Genomic DNA, 18,187 nt, shown 5'->3' on the forward strand with positions numbered 1-18,187 from the left:
TTATTTTCCACCTGTTATGAAACTTGCGCCACGCCGAAGAAGTGCTTTAGCATGCCGACTTCCGCGCTATTCCAATTCATTAACAACCCTATCGGGGGAACCATGAAACCGGTATACATCCTTATTCGCGATACCCTTAAACGCGATATTCAGAACCAAAAATACCCGGTTGGCTCCCTGATCCCTTCTGAACGCGAGCTGGCGGAAACTTACCAGGTCACGCGTGCGACGGTGCAAAAAGCCATTGCCCATATGGAACAAGAAGGCCTGGTTAAAAAAGTGGTCGGCAAAGGTACCTACGTAAATCGCGCCTTTGCACCACCGGTGTATTTGCTCAACCCGAATGGAGAAAGCAGTGCGCTGGGCGTAACGAAAGAACTCAGTGGCAAAGTCGCCATCACCAGCCGCCTGATTTACCATGTGCAGCAACCTGCCGGTGAATACCTTGCCAACCAGTTTGGCGTGCCTGAAAACGAACCTGTTCATGCTATCCGCCGCGTTCGCCTGTTCGACGGCACTCCAGTTTTGGTCGAGGACAGCTACATTCCGTTAGCGATTGTCGATGCCATTGACGACGACGTGCTGCAAAACCACTCGCTGTACGCCTTTATCGAACAGAAGTGCCAACAAAAAATCGGTGGCACAGACTCCATGGTAGGAGCGAGCCTGTTTGACGATGTGATGGCAGCCCTGCTCGATATCCCCGTTAATTCACCCATGTTGCACATCAAAGAGAGCACCTGGCTTGAGGACGGCACGGTGTTTAACTACTCCTGGAGTTACAACCGCGGCGACCTCTTTAGAATGCGCAGCCGTAAAAACCTTATCCCTTAAAGAATTGCGGCAGATATTCGCGGTGTGCTTCGAGTAATTCATCAAGCACCACTTTTGCAACTTTGCCCGAAGGAACCAGTGGATTAAGGGTTAGCGCTTGCAAAGCTGCGCCGTAGTCACCCGTTACCGCTGCTTCCACCGCCATTTCTTCCCAGGCTTTCATCAGAGAAACTAAACCTGAAACTGTGGCAGGCAACGGATCGTTATTAAGCGGAATCGCACCGTAACGCCCAATAACACAAGTCGTTTCAATGGCGACGTTATCCGGCAGTGAACGAATCGCGCCGTTGTTACGCACGTTGACCGTCATCAGTAGATTTTTGTCGTTATAGATTGCGCTGATTAGCTCGCAGGCCGCTTCGGAGTAATACGCCCCACCGCGCTGCTCGAGCTGTTTTGGTTTTTCATGCAACTGCGGGTTTCTGTAAAGCTCAAATAACTCATGCTCGACCGCTTGCACCACTTCGCCACGCGTTCCATGTTCTTCAAATTCCTGAAGCTGCTTTTCCAGCACATCACTGGTGGCGTAGTAATACTGGTGATAAGGGCATGGGATCACGCCAAGATGTTGGATTTGTTCCTGAAGCCATGGAATATCCGGGATATTTTTCGGTTTGTGTTCGCTGTCATATTTGAGATTTTTCAGCACGTCTGGCATGACATCTTTACCATCCATATAGACGTGGGTGCCATACAGGAAATGGTTCAAGCCAACGAGTTGCAGCAAGAAGCGAGATTTATCCACACCGAGAATTTCTGCCACCATACGCTGCATTGACTGGGATAAATTACATAGCCCGACGCATTTAATTTTGCTGTGTTTGATAACTGCTTCGGTGACGATACCACTCGGATTGGTGAAGTTAATCAGCCACGCATCCGGACACTGCTCTTCCATGTCGCGGCAGATATCCAGAATCACAGGAATGGTACGTAGTGCTTTAGCCAACCCGCCCGCACCGTTTGTCTCCTGGCCAATTAGCCCGTGTGACAAGGGAATACGTTCGTCTTTAATACGCGCGTCTAATTGCCCCACCCGCAGTTGGGTTGTGACGAAGTCGGCATCTTTCAGCGCTTCGCGTCTGTCGAGCGTGAGATGAACCTGGCAGTCAATGCCAGCCGCCTCGACCATACGTTTTGCCAGATTTCCGACGATCTCCAGTTTTTCACGACCGGCTTCGACATCCACCAGCCAGATTTCACTAATTGGCATTTCGGCATAGCGTTGGATAAAACCTTCGATAATCTCTGGCGTATAAGAGCTACCGCCACCGATAGTCACTATCTTTAATTTTTTATTCATTACGCAATCCTTCTTTATACTCCAGGACTATTTCATCCTGATTGACGATACTTTCTTCCTGTTCGTTTTCTTCTCGCAGATATTGCTTATCCAGCGTCATAACGAATGGGTAATAAATTGTCATTGCGACTACGAGGTTAATTACCTGAAAGAGCATGCCTTTCCAGCCGCAAATTAAAAAACCGCTAATAAAAATAGGCGTAGTCCAGGGTATTTCCAGACCGGATGTCAGTGGCAACCAGCCAAAAGCCATCGCGCTATAGGTTATTACGCATAGCACAACCGGAACGATGATAAAGGGGATAAATAGCAGCGGGTTTAGGGCAATAGGCACACCGAATATTATCGGCTCGTTGATATTAAAAATGGCGGCCGGCGAAGCGAGTTTCGCTATTTCACGCATGCGCTTGCTTTTAGCCCGAAACAACATCACCAGTAACATTGCGAGGGTAAATCCTGTACCACCACAAATTAAAAACACATCGCGGAACTGTTGAGTAATGATGTTGACTGGTGGCAAGCCTTGCTTCATGGCTTGCATATTTTCAAGCGTTAATGAGCGCCAGATTGGGCCCATAATAGCGGTCACAATAGAATCACCATGCAAACCAAAGAACCAGAAGAAACTGACAAAAAACTCCGCCACCATTTGTGATGGCAAGGTATTGCCCAACTGCATCATCGGCGCTTGCAGCACCTTAAAAATCATCTCTTGCGCTGTGCCAAACGGAGTCACTTCGAATAATAAGCGAATCAGCCAAAATGCCACGACGATAAGAAATGATGGAATTAATGAGCTAAAACTATTTGCCACCGCAGGAGGAACACTCGATGGCATAGAAATTGTCAAACGCGGGTGGTTGAGGAAACGATACAAGCGCACTGCTGTTACCGTCACAATCAGTGAAAGGAATAAACCCTGAGCACCCAGCGCGAAGGTTGGAATGACATCGCTGATTACCCCACCATTTTCTTGCGGAAGTTTATAAGGTGTGACAATCAAAAAACTGACGAGAGAAATAAGCGCACAGGATATTTCATTAAGTTGCCAACGTTTTGCCAGGCTAATGCTGGTACTCAAGACCACAAGTAATGCCATTACAGAATAGGTTGCATCCAGGACATAATTTAACTGCCCAATAAATTTCTCACCAAAAATACGAGTAATAAATTCGTTATAGCCAGGGATTGGCAAATTGGCTATCAGTAAAAAGAAAGAGCCAATAATGAGAAATGGCATAATCCGAATGAAGCCATCTTTAATAGCCGAGAGATAATCATTCCCTTCAATCTTCATTGCCAGGGGCAATATTTTTCTTTCCATAAAAGCAGTGAAATTTTGCATGTTGTGGCTCACTGTGCTGGTTCTGATGTTGGTGGTATATACCACTTAATTAAAGACTATGTAGTTCAGGGTTTTCTGTCAATGAAGCACAATGAGGTTTGCCAGGATTAAGCGGGATTTGTGAGCAGCTCCACAATCGCAAGCGATCAGGGAAACGCAAAATGTAACCGGTTTCAGTCCATCTAAGTTTCTTTTGTGACACCTCACACACAATCACTGCAAAGCGGTTGTTGTACCGGGGCGTCACGGATAATTATCTGTGTATCCAACGGACACTGAGAGCAGATCTATGAAGAATATCGTTTTGTGTTGTGCAGCGGGTATGTCGACTAGCATTTTGGTCCAACGTATGAAGGACGCCGCTCAGAAGAAAGGTATTGAAGTCTCAATCAAGGCAGTGCCGGTTGCAGAATTTAAAGACAATATCGACACCGCCGATATCGTGCTGCTGGGTCCACAGGTTAAATACGAACACGCTAAGCTACAGGCGATTGCAGAGCCGATGGGTAAAACGGTTGCTGTTATCGACATGATGGATTACGGCATGATGAAAGGCGATGTTGTGCTCGAGAAAGCTTTGAAAATGATGGAGTCATAAGACGTGGAAGATTTAGAAACGATTATCATGGAATTGTTGGTTAATGCCGGTAGCGCGCGCAGCCAGGCACTGACAGCTCTGCAAATGGCCCGTAAAGGTGATTTCGTAGCAGCTCAACAAGCGATGGAAGAGTCTCGTGAGTTTGTGAAACATGCGCATAAAATTCAGACCCAACTTATCGGGTTAGATGAAGGCACTGGCAAACTGCCGGTTAACTTGATTACCGTACACTCCCAGGACCACCTGATGAACGCGATGGTGATTCAGGATTTAGCAGAAGACATGATTGAACTGTATCGCCGCCTGCCGCTAGCTAACTGATTTTTATTTCTTTCAGTTTTAACGCTTCAGATTTCAGGCATAAAAAAACCGCTCTTTCGAGCGGTTTTTGTTTTTGGCGTCTCTAACGATTAATCGTTATCGTTACCGCCCAGATTACCTGCGTTCAGCAATTCTGCCAGGCTGGCAGTTGCATCCGCTGCGGTGACCTGAGGTACAACTGGCGCTTCGCCCGCTGCACGACGGCGCATACGATCCTGGTGGTACGCATAACCGGTACCAGCTGGGATCAAACGACCGACGATAACGTTCTCTTTCAGGCCGCGCAGTTCGTCACGTTTACCCGCAACAGCTGCTTCGGTAAGCACACGAGTTGTCTCCTGGAACGATGCCGCGGAGATGAAGGACTCGGTTGCCAGAGAGGCTTTGGTGATACCCAGCAGATCACGTGAGAAGGACACGTTAATCTTGCCGTTCGCTTCCAGTTCGCGGTTAGCGATCTTGACGCGAGAGTATTCAGCCTGCTCACCTTCCAGGAAGTCAGAGCTACCAGCGTTAACGATGGTTGCTTTACGCAACATCTGACGCACGATGACTTCGATGTGTTTATCGTTAATCTTAACGCCTTGCAGACGGTAAACGTCCTGCACTTCGTTGGTGATGTAACGAGTCACAGCATACACGCCACGCAGACGCAGAATGTCGTGCGGAGATTCTGGACCATCGGAAACAACGTCACCGCGTTCTACAACTTCGCCTTCGAACACGTTCAGCTGACGCCACTTAGGAATCATCTCTTCGTAAGCATCGCTGCCGTCGAGTGGAGAGATAACCAGACGGCGTTTGCCTTTGGTTTCTTTACCGAACGAGATGATCCCGCTGATTTCAGCAAGGATAGCTGGCTCTTTCGGACGACGCGCTTCGAACAGGTCAGCAACGCGTGGCAGACCACCGGTGATGTCCTTGGTACCACTTGATTCCTGAGGAATACGCGCCAGCGCGTCACCAGAGTGAATCTGAGTACCATCTTCCAGCTGAACAATCGCTTTACCTGGCAGGAAGTACTGAGCTGGCATATCTGTACCAGGGATCAGAACGTCGTTACCTTGAGCATCAACAATTTTCAGTGCTGGACGCAGATCTTTACCACCCGCGGTACGTTCTGCAGAATCCAGAACAACCAGAGATGACAGACCTGTCAGTTCGTCAGTTTGACGAGTAATGGTCTGGCCGTCGACCATGTCAGTAAAGCGGATGAAACCACTTACTTCAGAGACGACTGGCATGGTGTGCGGATCCCAGTTTGCTACGGTTTCGCCCGCTGCAATCTGCTCGCCATCACCTTTACCCATTACCGCACCGTAAGGAACTTTATAGCTCTCTTTAGTACGACCGAATTCATCAATCAGTTTCAGCTCGGTGTTACGAGAAGTGACGACCAGTTTCCCGGCGGAGTTCACAACCGACTTAGCGTTGCTGAGCTTGATGCTACCTTTGTTCTTAACCTGAATGCTGGATTCAGCAGCCGAACGAGATGCCGCACCACCGATGTGGAACGTACGCATCGTCAGCTGAGTACCTGGTTCACCGATGGACTGTGCCGCGATAACCCCGATAGCTTCACCTTTGTTGATGATGTGACCACGAGCCAGGTCGCGACCATAGCAGTGTGCACACACGCCGAAGTCGGTTTCACAACCAACAACAGAACGTACTTTCACGCTATCAACAGAGTTAAGTTCTAACACGTCACACCACTGCTCATCGATCAGCGTGTTACGAGTTACCAGGATGTCTGCAGTACCCGGCTTGATCACATCTTCAGCCGTTACACGGCCCAGAACGCGGTCGCGCAGTGGTTCTTTAACATCGCCGCCTTCGATAACCGGAGTCATCGTGATACCTTCGAGGGTGCCACAATCGTCTTCGGTAACAACCAAGTCCTGTGCAACGTCAACCAGACGACGCGTCAGATAACCGGAGTTCGCAGTTTTCAGTGCGGTATCCGCCAAGCCTTTACGAGCACCGTGCGTGGAGATGAAGTACTGGAGTACGTTCAGACCTTCACGGAAGTTCGCGGTGATTGGCGTTTCGATGATGGAGCCATCTGGCTTAGCCATCAGACCACGCATACCTGCCAACTGACGAATCTGTGCTGCAGAACCACGAGCACCGGAGTCGGCCATCATGTAAATGCTGTTGAAGGAAACTTGCTGCTCTTCGACGCCGTCACGGTTAATAACGGATTCAGTTTGCAGGTTGTCCATCATCGCTTTAGATACACGATCGTTCGCCGCAGCCCAGATATCGATGACTTTGTTATAGCGTTCGCCGGCTGTTACCAGACCAGACTGGAACTGTTCCTGAATTTCAGCAACTTCAGCTTCCGCTTCAGAGATGATTTCAGTTTTCTTCGCAGGGATGACCATGTCATCGATACCAACGGATACACCTGAACGCGCTGCATAAGCAAAGCCGGTGTACATCGTTTGGTCAGCAAAGATTACCGTAGGCTTCAGACCCAGAATACGATAACAAGTGTTCAGCATTTTGGAGATTGCCTTCTTGCCCAGCGCCTGGTTGACGATGGAGTAAGGCAGACCTTTCGGTACGATCATCCACAAAATCGCACGACCTACGGTGGTGTCGATAATGCTGGTTTTGGCAACGAACTCTTCGTTCTCGCCTTTTTCATATTCAGTGATACGCACTTTTACACGCGCATGCAGAGAGGCCAGACCTGCGCGATAGATACGCTCAGCTTCTTTAGGGCCAGTCAGCACCATGCCTTCGCCTTTGGCGTTAACACAGTCACGGGTCATGTAGTACAGACCCAATACAACGTCCTGAGAAGGAACGATGATTGGCTCGCCGTTCGCTGGTGACAGGATGTTGTTGGTAGACATCATCAGCGCACGCGCTTCCAACTGAGCTTCAAGCGTCAGTGGAACGTGTACTGCCATCTGGTCACCATCGAAGTCGGCGTTATATGCCGCACAAACCAGCGGGTGCAGCTGGATAGCTTTACCTTCGATCAGTACAGGTTCAAATGCCTGGATACCCAAACGGTGCAGAGTTGGTGCACGGTTCAGCAGTACCGGGTGTTCGCGGATAACTTCGTCCAGGATATCCCAAACGACAGCTTCTTCGCGCTCAACCATTTTCTTCGCAGCTTTAATGGTGGTAGCAAGACCACGCAGTTCCAGCTTGCCGTAGATGAACGGTTTGAACAGCTCCAGTGCCATTTTCTTCGGCAGACCGCACTGATGCAGACGCAGGTATGGACCTACGGTGATTACAGAACGACCGGAGTAGTCAACACGTTTACCCAACAAGTTCTGACGGAAACGACCCTGCTTACCTTTGATCATATCAGCCAAAGATTTCAGAGGACGCTTGTTAGAACCGGTGATGGCACGACCGCGACGGCCGTTATCCAGCAGGGCATCAACCGCTTCCTGCAGCATACGTTTTTCGTTACGTACGATGATGTCAGGAGCAGCCAGATCCAGCAGACGTTTCAGACGGTTGTTACGGTTGATAACGCGACGATACAGATCGTTCAGATCTGAAGTTGCGAAACGACCACCATCCAGCGGTACCAGTGGACGCAGATCTGGCGGCAGAACCGGCAGAACTGTCAGGATCATCCACTCTGGTTTGTTACCAGATTGAACGAACGCTTCCAGCAGTTTGATACGCTTGGTCAGCTTTTTGCGTTTGGTTTCAGAGTTGGTTTCATTCAGCTCTTCACGCAGAGTTTCACACTCTTGCTCCAGATCCATGTTTTTCAACAAGGCCTGAATAGCTTCCGCACCCATCTTCGCATCGAATTCGTCACCGAACTCTTCCAGCGCATCCAGATACTGCTCTTCAGTCAGGATCTGACGACGCTCGAGGTTGGTCATACCGCCTTCGATAACCACATATGATTCGAAGTAAAGTACACGTTCGATATCACGCAGTGGCATATCCAGCAGCAAGCCGATACGAGACGGCAGTGACTTCAGGAACCAAATGTGCGCAGTTGGGGAAGCCAGTTCGATGTGACCCATGCGCTCACGGCGCACTTTAGTTTGGGTTACTTCAACGCCGCACTTCTCACAAATAACGCCACGGTGCTTCAAGCGCTTGTACTTACCGCACAGGCACTCATAGTCTTTTACTGGCCCAAAAATACGAGCACAGAACAGACCGTCACGTTCTGGTTTGAACGTACGGTAGTTAATGGTTTCCGGCTTTTTAACTTCGCCGAACGACCAAGAACGGATCATGTCTGGCGAAGCCAGAGCAATTTTGATCGCATCAAACTCTTCGGTCTTAGTTTGCGCTTTCAGAAACTTAAGTAAGTCTTTCACGGATTAGCTCCCGTCGGAGTGAGACTTCTCAGAGACGTCCGGTGTGACCCGGACATCCTGTAACCAGTACAGCAGATACGAGTTATTACTCGCCTTCCAGCTCGATGTTGATACCCAGCGAACGGATTTCTTTCAACAGTACGTTGAAGGATTCCGGCATGCCTGGTTCCATCTGATGATTACCATCCACGATGTTTTTATACATCTTGGTACGGCCATTAACGTCATCAGACTTAACAGTCAGCATTTCCTGCAGAGTATAAGCAGCACCGTATGCTTCCAGTGCCCACACTTCCATCTCACCGAAGCGTTGACCACCGAACTGAGCCTTACCACCCAGCGGCTGCTGAGTAACCAGGCTGTAAGAACCGGTAGAACGCGCGTGCATTTTGTCATCAACCAAGTGGTTCAGTTTCAGCATGTACATGTAACCTACGGTTACTGGACGCTCAAACTGCTCACCGCTACGGCCATCAAACAGTGTGATCTGACCGGAAGTCGGCAGGCCACCCAGTTGCAACAGCTCTTTGATTTCCGACTCTTTCGCACCGTCGAATACCGGAGTAGCAATCGGCATACCTTTTTTCAGGTTCTCAGCCAGACGCAGAACTTCATCGTCGGTGAAGGTGTTCAAGTCAACTTTCTGACGAACATCTGAACCAAGGTCGTATGCTTTCTGGATAAATTCGCGCAGCTTGGAAACTTCTTCGTGCTTCTTCAGCATGGCGTTGATTTTCTCGCCGATGCCTTTAGCAGCCATACCCAAGTGGGTTTCCAGAATCTGACCGATGTTCATACGAGATGGTACGCCCAACGGGTTCAGTACGATGTCTACAGGCGTGCCGTTTTCATCGTAAGGCATATCTTCGATCGGGTTGATCTTGGAGATAACACCTTTGTTCCCGTGACGACCTGCCATCTTGTCACCAGGCTGGATCTGACGTTTAACGGCCAGATACACTTTAACGATTTTCAGCACGCCAGGTGCCAGGTCATCGCCCTGAGTGATTTTGCGGCGCTTAGCTTCAAGTTTCTTCTCAAACTCGTGCTTCAGCTCGTCGTACTGCTCTGCCAGCTGTTCCAGCTGGTTTTGCTTCTCTTCGTCAGTCAGACCCAGTTCCAACCAGCGATCGCGTGGCAATTTGTCGAGCTTCTCAGCTTCAACACCGCCAGCAACCAGCACAGCATGGATACGAGCAAACAGACCAGCTTCAAAGATTTGCAGTTCTTCAGTCAGGTCTTTCTTCGCCTGCTTCAGTTGCATCTCTTCGATTTCCAGCGCGCGCTTGTCTTTTTCCACGCCATCGCGGGTAAAGACTTGCACATCGATGATGGTGCCGGAAACGCCGTTTGGTACGCGCAGAGAAGAGTCTTTAACGTCAGACGCTTTCTCACCGAAGATTGCACGCAGCAGTTTCTCTTCTGGAGTCAGCTGGGTTTCACCTTTAGGCGTTACCTTACCAACCAGAATGTCACCACCGGTCACTTCAGCACCGATATAAACGATACCGGATTCATCCAGTTTGGAGAGAGCTGCTTCACCCACGTTAGGGATGTCAGCGGTGATCTCTTCTGGCCCAAGCTTAGTGTCACGAGACACGCACGCCAGTTCCTGGATGTGAATAGTTGTGAAACGATCTTCCTGAACAACACGCTCGGATACGAGGATGGAGTCTTCGAAGTTGTAACCGTTCCACGGCATGAACGCTACGCGCATGTTCTGGCCAAGAGCCAGTTCACCGAGGTCAGTAGACGGACCGTCTGCCAACACATCGCCACGTTCAACAGGTTCGCCCAGAGAAACACATGGCATCTGGTTGATGCAGGTGTTCTGGTTCGAACGGGTGTATTTGGTCAGGTTGTAGATGTCGATACCAGCTTCACCAGCCAGCATTTCGTCTTCGTTAACTTTGATAACGATACGAGACGCATCAACGTACTGAACAGTACCGCCACGTTTAGCAACCGCAGTAACACCAGAGTCAACGGCAACAGCACGTTCCATACCAGTACCAACCAGCGGCTTATCAGCACGCAAAGTTGGGACGGCCTGACGTTGCATGTTCGCACCCATCAATGCACGGTTGGCGTCATCGTGTTCCAGGAACGGGATCAGGGACGCACCGACGGAAACTACCTGTTGGGTAGAAACGTCCATGTAGTCAACCTGGTCGTTACTGAACAAGCTGGATTCACCTTTACTACGGCAAGTTACCAGGTCGTCTACGAAACGGCCTTCTTCGTCCAGATTGGTGTTAGCCTGAGCGATGACATAGTTACCTTCTTCAATTGCAGAAAGGTAATGGATTTCGTCAGTGACAACACCTTCAACAACGCGACGATACGGAGTTTCTAAGAAACCGTATTCGTTAGTCTGTGCATAAACAGACAGGGAGTTGATCAGACCGATGTTCGGACCTTCAGGGGTTTCGATTGGACATACACGACCGTAGTGGGTTGGGTGTACGTCACGTACTTCGAAGCCTGCACGCTCACGGGTCAAACCACCCGGGCCGAGTGCGGAGATACGACGTTTGTGCGTAATCTCAGACAACGGGTTGTTCTGGTCCATGAACTGAGACAGCTGGCTGGAACCGAAGAACTCTTTAACCGCAGCAGAGATAGGCTTGGCGTTGATCATATCCTGAGGCATCAGGGTATCGAGGTCGCCCAAAGACAGACGCTCTTTAACCGCACGCTCTACACGTACCAGGCCAACGCGGAATTGGTTTTCCGCCATTTCGCCAACGGAACGGATACGACGGTTGCCGAGGTGGTCGATATCATCCACTTCGCCCTGACCGTTACGAATACCGATCAGCTTACGCATAACCTGGATGATGTCGTCTTTGCTCAGGATGCCTGAACCTTCGATTTCATCACGCAGCAGAGAACGGTTGAACTTCATACGACCAACCGCAGACAAGTCATAGCGGTCTTCAGAGAAGAACAGGTTCTCGAACAGGTTTTCAGCTGCTTCGCGAGTTGGTGGCTCGCCAGGACGCATCATGCGATAGATTTCAACCAGCGCGCTCAGGCGATCGCTAGTTGGGTCGACACGGATGGTCTCAGAAATGTATGCACCGTGATCCAGGTCGTTGGTAAACAGCGTTTCGATACGCTTATGACCACACTGGCTCAGTTTAGCTAACAAGTCCAAAGACAGTTCCATGTTCGCTGCGCAAATCAGTTCGCCAGTCGATGCATCAACGTAGTCTTTAGCCGCGACTTTACCAGCAATGTATTCAACCGGAACTTCGATAAGCTTAATATCGTCTTTTTCCAGCTGGCGAATATGGCGCGCTGTGATACGGCGGCTTTTTTCGACATAGATTTTGCCGTTAGCTTCGATGTCAAAGGATGCAGTCTCACCACGAAGGCGTTCTGGCACCAATTCCATCTGCAGCTTGTTGTCACGGATTTCGAAATAAACTTTCTCAAAGAACAGATCAAGAATCTGCTCAGTGGTGAACTGCAATGCACGCAGAATGATAGTCGCAGGCAGTTTGCGGCGACGGTCGATACGTACAAACAGGTTGTCTTTCGGGTCGAACTCGAAATCCAGCCAGGAACCACGGTAAGGGATGATACGTGCGTTATACAGCACCTTCCCGGAAGAGTGGGTTTTACCTTTGTCACTATCAAAGAACACACCTGGGCTACGGTGCAACTGAGAAACGATAACGCGCTCAGTACCGTTAATAACGAAGGTGCCGTTATCTGTCATGAGTGGAATTTCACCCATGTAAACTTCTTGTTCTTTAATATCTTTAACGGTGCCTTCCGGCGCTTCACGTTCGTAGATCACCAGGCGCAGTTTTACGCGCAGCGGAGCGGAATACGTCACGCCGCGGATCTGACATTCTTTAACGTCAAATACCGGCTCACCCAGACGATAGCTCACATATTGCAGCTCAGAGTTACCGCTGTAGCTTGCAATAGGGAACACGGAACGGAAAGCCGCTTCCAGACCGTACTGGCCTTCAGGATCTTGCTCGATGAACTTCTGGAACGAGTCAAGCTGGATAGAAAGGAGATAAGGAATGTCCAAAACTTGTGGACGCTTTCCAAAATCCTTACGAATACGTTTTTTCTCGGTATAGGAGTAAACCATTAGGGTTCCTCAGCTCGCTGACAAGTCGACCCATCTGCCCGACAAGGGGACAGTTTGTGCAACACTATTTTGTGGACCGGAAAGTGGAACACTTTCCGCAATACCTGTTTCTATCACTCTTAAACCATTTCGCCACGCTTTACCCCGGAACTCCCGGCATAGAAAGTCGTAGTATATTAAGGCGTAGATAGAGACAAACATTGAAAGGAAACCAGCAGTCAAACAGTGTGAAACGCTACTGGTACCCTACAGCGCAAAAAGGCTGGTGACTAAAAAGTCACCAGCCATCAGCCTAATTTCTCAGGCTGCAACCGGAAAGATTGGCTTATTTAACTTCAACTTCAGCGCCAGCTTCTTCCAGAGTTTTCTTCAGAGATTCTGCGTCATCTTTGCTCACGCCTTCTTTCAGCGCAGCTGGAGCGGATTCAACCAGGTCTTTAGCTTCTTTCAAGCCCAGGCCAGTTGCGCTACGAACTGCTTTGATAACGGCAACTTTGTTAGCGCCAGCAGCTTTCAGAATAACGTCGAACTCAGTTTTCTCTTCTACAGCTTCAGCAGCAGCAGCAGGGCCTGCAACAGCAGCAGCAGCGGAAACACCGAATTTTTCTTCCATTGCAGAAATCAGTTCAACAATGTCCATTACAGACATAGCGGATACTGCTTCAATGATTTGATCTTTAGTGATAGACATAACAATTGTTCCTGAAAATCAGAATAAGTTTATACGTAAGCAAGTGCGTTAGAAAGGAAAGCGCTATTAAGCAGCTTCTTTCTGATCGCGTACAGCAGCCAGAGTGCGAACCAATTTGCCTGCAGAGGCTTCTTTCATGGTTGCCATCAGGCGTGCGATTGCTTCTTCGTAAGTTGGCAGAGTTGCCAGGCGATCGATCTGGGCCGCCGGGATCAGCTCACCTTCAAAGGCTGCAGCTTTAACCTCGAATTTTGCATTCGCTTTAGCGAATTCTTTGAACAGACGAGCAGCTGCGCCCGGGTGTTCCATAGAATATGCAATCAAGGTTGGACCAACAAACGTGTCTTTCAGGCACTCAAACTGAGTACCTTCAACAACGCGGCGCAGCAAGGTGTTACGAACAACACGCATGTAAACGCCAGCTTCACGACCTGCTTTACGCAGTTCAGTCATTTTACCTACGGTCACGCCACGGGAATCCGCAACAACCGCAGACAGCGCACCTTTGGCTACTTCGCTGACTTCAGCAACAATCGCTTGTTTGTCTTGAAGATTTAAAGCCATTAGCTTTGCTCCTGGATATTAGCCGGGGTTTCCCCGGAACTCACTTCATTCATTACCAAAACGATAATGAACGTCGACATACGGTGAGCAGAAACAAGCCAAAGACTATCAAAAATATTCTTCAGGTTCTGTCACCGTCTACGCAGGGAATTAAGTCTCTCGCGAAACTCCTGCGGTCTTGGACGGAGGCCTGGATAAGGCCAGGCTCCAACCGAAAATTCTTTGTGCCTTACATTGTAAGGCAACGGGCGTAGGATTTTAGACCAATCTAACGCCCGCGTAAAGCAGTGAATCTTAGTTCACTACTGCGCTCAGACCAGATTGGTCGACCGCAACACCTGCACCCATAGTGGTAGACAGGCTAACTTTCTTAATGAAAACGCCTTTAGCTTGAGATGGTTTAGCTTTTTTCAGCGCAACCAGCAGAGCTTCCAGGTTTTCTTTCAGTTTGTCAGTGTCAAAATCCACTTTACCGATGGTGGTGTGAATGATGCCGTTTTTGTCGTTACGGTAACGAACCTGACCAGCTTTAGCGTTCTTAACCGCTTCAGCAACGTTAGGAGTTACAGTACCAACTTTCGGGTTAGGCATCAGGCCACGTGGACCCAGAACCTGGCCCAGTTGGCCAACAACGCGCATTGCATCTGGAGATGCGATAACAACGTCAAAGTTCATTTCGCCTTTTTTGATCTGGTCAGCCAGATCTTCCATACCTACCAGCTCAGCGCCAGCAGCTTTAGCTGCTTCAGCGTTAGGGCCTTGGGCAAATACGGCTACGCGAACTGAACGGCCAGTACCGTGCGGCAGTACAGTTGCACCACGTACGTTCTGGTCAGATTTACGAGCGTCGATGCCGAGGTTTACAGCAACGTCAACGCTTTCTACGAATTTCGCAGTGGCCAGCTCTTTGAGCAAAGCAACGGCTTCGTTGATGTCATACTGTTTAGTTGCATCAACTTTGTCACGGATCACGCGCATGCGCTTGGTCAGTTTAGCCATTTCTTAATCCTCCACTACCAGGCCCATGGAACGAGCAGTACCTTCGATGGAGCGAGTCATCGCTTCAACGTCAGAACCAGTCATGTCCGCAGCTTTGGTTTCTGCGATTTCACGCACCTGAGCACGGGTCACTTTACCCACTTTGTCTTTGTTCGGCTTGCCAGAACCAGACTTGATACCTGCAGCTTTCTTCAACAGAACAGCAGCCGGTGGAGTTTTAGTAACGAAAGTGAAAGAACGGTCAGCATAAACGGTAATAACAACCGGAATTGGCAGACCTTTCTCCAGGGATTCAGTTTTGGCGTTAAACGCTTTACAGAATTCCATGATGTTCACACCTTGTTGGCCCAGAGCTGGACCAACTGGTGGACTTGGGTTCGCCATACCAGCTGCAACTTGCAGCTTGACGTAGGCTTGTACTTTCTTAGCCATCTTAATTTCCTCTAGTGGGTTATAGCGCCTTAAACAATGAAGGCTCCCCGTGAATAATTCGTTCTACGCGCGCAAGACGCATAAAAACAAAAGGCGCGAAATTGTATTCCAATCTCGCGCCCTGTGCAACGATTAATCGCTGCTTTTATACCCTTCATACTTCAAGTTGCATGTGCGTTGGCTTTTTTCGCTCGCCTCAGTCACTTACTAAAGTAAGCTCCAGGAGATTCACTGCGTCGCCGCCTTCCTGCAACTCGAATTATTTTGGTTATAACCTAGTTACTAGGCTTTCTCTACCTGAGCAAAATCAAGCTCAACCGGCGTAGCACGACCGAAGATAGATACAGAAACCTTCAAGCGGCTCTTTTCGTAATCTACTTCTTCAACTACACCGTTAAAGTCAGCAAATGGACCATCGCTGACGCGTACCATTTCGCCTGGTTCAAACAGCGTTTTAGGACGCGGCTTATCACCAGCCTGTTGCAGGCGGTTCATAATCGCATCAACTTCTTTATCGCTGATTGGCGCAGGACGGTCAGAAGTACCGCCGATGAAACCCATCACGCGCGGAACACTGCGCACTAAGTGCCAGCTCGCGTCGTTCATAACCATCTGGACCAGAACATAGCCCGGGAAGAATTTGCGCTCGCTTTTGCGACGCTGGCCACCACGGATTTCGACCACTTCTTCGGTCGGAACCATGACTTCACCAAACAACTCTTCCATGTTGTGCAATTTGATGTGCTCACGCAGCGATGTTGCTACGCGGCCTTCAAAACCGGAAAACGCCTGAACGACGTACCAGCGCATTTTAGGGGCTTCAGACATCTCAGAACCTCAGGCCAGTAATAAAAGAAACCAGGCGGACAAGAATACCGTCCAGCCCCCACAAAATCAGTGACATTACAGCAGTAACTGCCGCCACGATTAAGGTGGTGTGTAAAGTCTCCTGGCGAGTTGGCCAAATAACTTTACGAACTTCAGTTCTTGCTTCGCGGGCGAAAGCAACAGTCGCTTTGCCTTTCGTCGTTAACAGCGCGACACCACCCGCTGCAGCAATCAGAACAACCACTGCCAGGGCACGCAGAGGCAGAGATACATCACGATAAATGTAGTTGCCCACGATCGCCACAATCAGCAGAGCAGCAACTGCCAGCCACTTCATCGCTTCCAGGCCGCGCCCGCTTCCTTGAGCTTCGGTATTCGCACTCATAAACCAACCCGTCACAATAATTCAGACAAACATTTTTGCCCCGCATACGCGAGGCAAAACCAGACCGAATGGCTCTTTTCAGGCACTATTCGGTATAACGCCATCTTCAGAGCCTGTCTCAGCAATGATTATGAGTAAAAAATCACTGATGAGCCAGGTTCTGGACAGAGAGCGTGCAAAAAGGGCATCAAATGATGCCCTTTTCTTGCGCGTTGCGTCAAATGTTATCCGCGATTAAGCGATAACTTTAGCAACAACGCCCGCGCCTACAGTACGGCCGCCTTCACGGATTGCGAAACGCAGACCGTCGTCCATCGCGATTGGGTGGATCAGGGTAACAACCATTTTGATGTTGTCGCCCGGCATTACCATCTCAACGCCTTCTGGCAGTTCGATGGTGCCAGTCACGTCAGTTGTACGGAAGTAGAACTGTGGACGGTAGCCTTTGAAGAACGGAGTATGACGGCCGCCTTCATCTTTGGACAGGATATAAACTTCTGACTCGAACTGAGTGTGCGGCTTGATAGAGCCTGGCTTAGCCAGTACCTGACCACGTTCGATATCTTCACGTTTAATACCACGCAGCAGAACACCAACGTTCTCACCAGCACGGCCTTCGTCCAGCAGTTTGCGGAACATTTCAACGCCAGTACAGGTTGATTTCACGGTATCTTTGATACCAACGATTTCAACTTCTTCACCAACTTTAACGATACCGCGCTCTACACGACCGGTAACAACAGTACCACGGCCGGAGATGGAGAATACGTCTTCGATTGGCAGCAGGAACGGCTTGTCGATAGCACGTTCTGGTTCCGGGATATAGGTATCCAGGTAGCCAGCCAGTTCGATGATTTTAGCTTCGTAATCCGCGTCGCCTTCCAGTGCTTTCAGCGCTGAACCACGTACGATTGGAGTATCGTCGCCTGGGAAGTCGTACATAGACAGAAGTTCACGAACTTCCATTTCTACCAGTTCCAGCAGCTCTTCATCATCAACCATGTCGCATTTGTTCAGGAACACGATGATGTAAGGAACGCCAACCTGACGACCCAGCAGGATGTGCTCACGAGTCTGTGGCATTGGGCCATCAGTCGCAGCAACAACCAGGATAGCGCCGTCCATCTGAGCAGCACCGGTGATCATGTTTTTAACGTAGTCGGCGTGCCCTGGGCAGTCAACGTGCGCATAGTGACGAGTCGGGGTGTCATATTCAACGTGGGAAGTGTTGATGGTGATACCACGAGCTTTTTCTTCTGGTGCGTTATCGATCTGGTCGAAAGCACGAGCAGAACCACCGTAGGTTTTAGCCAGAACGGTAGTGATTGCTGCAGTCAGAGTGGTTTTACCATGGTCAACGTGGCCGATAGTACCGACGTTGACGTGCGGTTTTGTACGTTCAAATTTTTCTTTAGACATCGATTGTCCCTCTAAGACACGGATAAATCGGTGATATC

General features: G+C 49.5%; 14 protein-coding genes. 3 read left to right on the plus strand and 11 right to left on the minus strand.

Translation table 11 applies throughout. From position 1 onward, the window contains the following. The first annotated feature begins 102 nt into the window (after positions 1-102). Positions 103-834: a GntR family transcriptional regulator gene (locus tag AC0IXI_RS22300; protein ID WP_064515311.1), complete on the plus strand. Its 732-nt coding sequence runs from the start codon at positions 103-105 to the stop codon at positions 832-834. Here the strand turns inward: AC0IXI_RS22300 and AC0IXI_RS22305 are convergent. After that, entirely contained in the window at positions 824-2,137 is a 1,314-nt protein-coding gene (locus AC0IXI_RS22305; RefSeq protein WP_422569489.1) for a 6-phospho-beta-glucosidase, read from the minus strand. The two genes, AC0IXI_RS22300 and AC0IXI_RS22305, sit on opposite strands and share 11 nt — an antisense overlap. After that, a complete protein-coding gene (locus AC0IXI_RS22310; RefSeq protein ID WP_471683131.1) occupies positions 2,130-3,482 on the minus strand; it encodes a PTS sugar transporter subunit IIC in 1,353 nt (450 codons plus the stop codon). The genes AC0IXI_RS22305 and AC0IXI_RS22310 overlap by 8 nt, the downstream gene beginning before the upstream one ends. A gap of 289 nt (positions 3,483-3,771) precedes the next feature. Here AC0IXI_RS22310 and AC0IXI_RS22315 point away from each other — a divergent pair, with 289 nt between their 5' ends. Both AC0IXI_RS22315 and AC0IXI_RS22320 read left to right on the plus strand, forming a co-directional pair. Continuing rightward, a complete protein-coding gene (locus tag AC0IXI_RS22315) occupies positions 3,772-4,080 on the plus strand; it encodes a PTS sugar transporter subunit IIB (protein ID WP_034461506.1) in 309 nt (102 codons plus the stop codon). A 3-nt stretch (positions 4,081-4,083) separates the two neighbouring features. Then, positions 4,084-4,401 (plus strand): PTS lactose/cellobiose transporter subunit IIA, encoded by a 318-nt coding sequence (locus AC0IXI_RS22320; protein WP_034461505.1) that lies wholly within the window; start codon positions 4,084-4,086, stop codon positions 4,399-4,401. A gap of 89 nt (positions 4,402-4,490) precedes the next feature. On the opposite strand, the gene rpoC is transcribed toward AC0IXI_RS22320, so the two are convergent. The 9 genes from rpoC to tuf all read right to left on the minus strand — a co-directional run bounded on the left by rpoC (position 4,491) and on the right by tuf (position 18,149). Beyond that, positions 4,491-8,717 carry a DNA-directed RNA polymerase subunit beta' gene (gene rpoC / locus AC0IXI_RS22325; protein WP_064515278.1) on the minus strand — a complete coding sequence of 1,409 codons (4,227 nt, stop codon included), beginning with the start codon at positions 8,715-8,717 and terminating at the stop codon, positions 4,491-4,493. Between the two features lie 85 nt (positions 8,718-8,802). Continuing rightward, positions 8,803-12,831 (minus strand): DNA-directed RNA polymerase subunit beta, encoded by a 4,029-nt coding sequence (rpoB, locus tag AC0IXI_RS22330; RefSeq protein ID WP_064515275.1) that lies wholly within the window; start codon positions 12,829-12,831, stop codon positions 8,803-8,805. 325 nt (positions 12,832-13,156) lie between these two features. Continuing rightward, positions 13,157-13,522 (minus strand): 50S ribosomal protein L7/L12, encoded by a 366-nt coding sequence (gene rplL, locus AC0IXI_RS22335; protein WP_064515273.1) that lies wholly within the window; start codon positions 13,520-13,522, stop codon positions 13,157-13,159. 66 nt (positions 13,523-13,588) lie between these two features. Further along, positions 13,589-14,086, minus strand: a complete 498-nt coding sequence (gene rplJ, locus AC0IXI_RS22340) for a 50S ribosomal protein L10 (protein WP_034461803.1) — start codon at positions 14,084-14,086, stop codon at positions 13,589-13,591. Between the two features lie 294 nt (positions 14,087-14,380). Beyond that, entirely contained in the window at positions 14,381-15,085 is a 705-nt protein-coding gene (gene rplA / locus AC0IXI_RS22345; protein ID WP_034461804.1) for a 50S ribosomal protein L1, read from the minus strand. 3 nt (positions 15,086-15,088) lie between these two features. Beyond that, the gene (gene rplK, locus AC0IXI_RS22350) at positions 15,089-15,517 is read right to left on the minus strand and encodes a 50S ribosomal protein L11 (protein WP_034492296.1); all 429 of its coding nucleotides are present in this window, start codon (positions 15,515-15,517) and stop codon (positions 15,089-15,091) included. 282 nt (positions 15,518-15,799) lie between these two features. Further along, positions 15,800-16,345 (minus strand): transcription termination/antitermination protein NusG, encoded by a 546-nt coding sequence (gene nusG / locus AC0IXI_RS22355; RefSeq protein ID WP_064515271.1) that lies wholly within the window; start codon positions 16,343-16,345, stop codon positions 15,800-15,802. 1 nt (position 16,346) lies between these two features. Beyond that, positions 16,347-16,730, minus strand: coding sequence for a preprotein translocase subunit SecE (gene secE, locus AC0IXI_RS22360; protein ID WP_034461807.1), 384 nt, complete (start codon positions 16,728-16,730; stop codon positions 16,347-16,349). 234 nt (positions 16,731-16,964) lie between these two features. Beyond that, entirely contained in the window at positions 16,965-18,149 is a 1,185-nt protein-coding gene (tuf, locus tag AC0IXI_RS22365) for an elongation factor Tu (protein ID WP_232863769.1), read from the minus strand. Positions 18,150-18,187 lie beyond the last annotated feature (38 nt).

The organism is Buttiauxella sp. AC038, assembly GCF_979253565.1.